The organism is Gilvimarinus sp. 1_MG-2023, assembly GCF_030548285.1.
In genome coordinates, this window is the sequence record NZ_JAUOSC010001593.1 from 1 (window position 1) to 241 (window position 241).

1 protein-coding gene is annotated in these 241 nt (G+C 62.2%); it reads left to right on the forward strand.

The annotated features are described in order from the left end of the window. On the forward strand, positions 1-241 hold a 241-nt coding region (locus Q4563_RS22175; RefSeq protein ID WP_303606078.1), incomplete at both ends, for a hypothetical protein.

A 241-nucleotide genomic window follows, 5' to 3' on the forward strand; every position in this document is an offset into this window, starting at 1 on the left:
TTACTGGCCGATGAAGCTGAGGATGGTACCGTCGTCACCCTGAAACAGGTGGCCGTCGGAGACCTCATCAGCATCACCCTGGGCGACCTGAACTACGACGTCACCGCGACGGTGGCCATGGTCTCCGATGGCTACGCATCGATCACCCTCCCGGCAGACCTGCTGGAAGAGCTGGGGGACGGGAACTGGCCACTGACCGTCAGCGTTAACGGCGACGCCCGCTTGCCCATCTACATTGAGC